This window comes from Paraburkholderia sp. NMBU_R16 (genome assembly GCF_013282575.1).
Classification (GTDB): domain Bacteria; phylum Pseudomonadota; class Gammaproteobacteria; order Burkholderiales; family Burkholderiaceae; genus Trinickia.
The window spans coordinates 1-1,267 of record NZ_JAAAYE010000203.1 but is presented as its reverse complement, the minus strand read 5'-3'; the positions used below and the strand labels follow the sequence as shown (position 1 = coordinate 1,267).

Genomic DNA, 1,267 nt, shown 5'->3' with positions numbered 1-1,267 from the left:
CGTCGTGGTCGTGATAGGCGACCCGCCGACCGACCGTGGACAACTCGCACAACCACTCAACCTGGAGGACATCAGCCCGGTCGAAATTCAACTGCTTAACCGTCCTCGGAAACGGGTCACCCCCAGGCGACCAGACGCACACCGCCATTTCGCCGGGCAACACAGCGACGATGCCACCGCCGACGCCGCTTTTCGCCGGCAGCCCGACGCGATAAACGAAGTCGCCCGCTGCGTCGTAGGTGCCGCAGGTCAACATCAGTGCGGACAGACGCTTGGTCGAGCTTGCGTCGAGAATGCGCTCGCCCGACACGGGGGCGACACCTCCGTTGGCGAGAAAGAGCGCTGCTTTGGCGAGCTCGACGCAGTTCATTTCGATCGCGCACTGGCGGCAATATGCGTCGATGACGACTTCCGCCGGCATCTGCAGGTTGCCGAAGCTTGCGATGAAGTGTGCCATCGCGCGGTTGCGTTCGGCGTGCGCCAGTTCGGAGTGGGCGACGCGCAGGTCGTAATCGATATCCGTGGCGCCTGTCAGACGCCGCATGAATTGCACGAGTGCGGTCTCGGCGCCGACGAAGCGGCGGCAGAGGATATCCGTAACGACGAGTGCGCCCGCATTGATGAACGGGTTGCGCGGTTTGCCGCGCTCGGTCTCGAGTTGCACGAGCGAATTGAATGCCGTACCCGACGGTTCTCGGCCGACTCGCTCCCATAGTGCGTCGCCCAGCAACTGGAACGCGAGCGTGCAGGCGAATAGCTTCGAGATACTCTGAATGGAAAAGCGTACGTTGGCGTCGCCGATGCTGAAGACGTTCCCGCCAACGGTGACGACAGCCATGCCGAAGCGTTCAGCGGGCACTTTGGCGAGTTCGGGAATGTAATTGGCAACACGCCCGGCGGTGCGCCAAGGTTCGATGTCGCGATGAATCTGCTCGAGAATCGATTGATAGTTCTGCTCGGTCATTGACGGCGCATCTGAAGACGGCGGTGGGTGCGGCCGCGATGATACCGCAGCAGGTTTGGCGCGCGTGCGGTCCCACTCGAGGCCGTCGTGGCGGCCGCGCGCGGGTGCTGAAAAATGTTGGTTCACGGGCTTGTCATGCGAGTCTGCTTGGCCTACTATTCGCATCCTCTTTGAGAGCGCAGGATTGCAGCGTGCCGCGGTCGACGGGTTTTAAGCGAAGCGAGAAAAAACCAGTTGACGATGTACGAGAAGGGCTGCATAATCTCGCTTCTCTGCTGCTTGAGCAGCAACGCAAGACGGTGA

General features: G+C 61.6%; 1 protein-coding gene. It reads right to left on the bottom strand.

Going from position 1 to position 1,267, the window contains the following annotated elements; all coding sequences use genetic code 11:
- Positions 1-964: glutaminase (locus GWC77_RS27815; RefSeq protein ID WP_173262718.1), on the bottom strand; the 964-nt coding region annotated here is incomplete at its 3' end.
- Positions 965-1,267 lie beyond the last annotated feature (303 nt).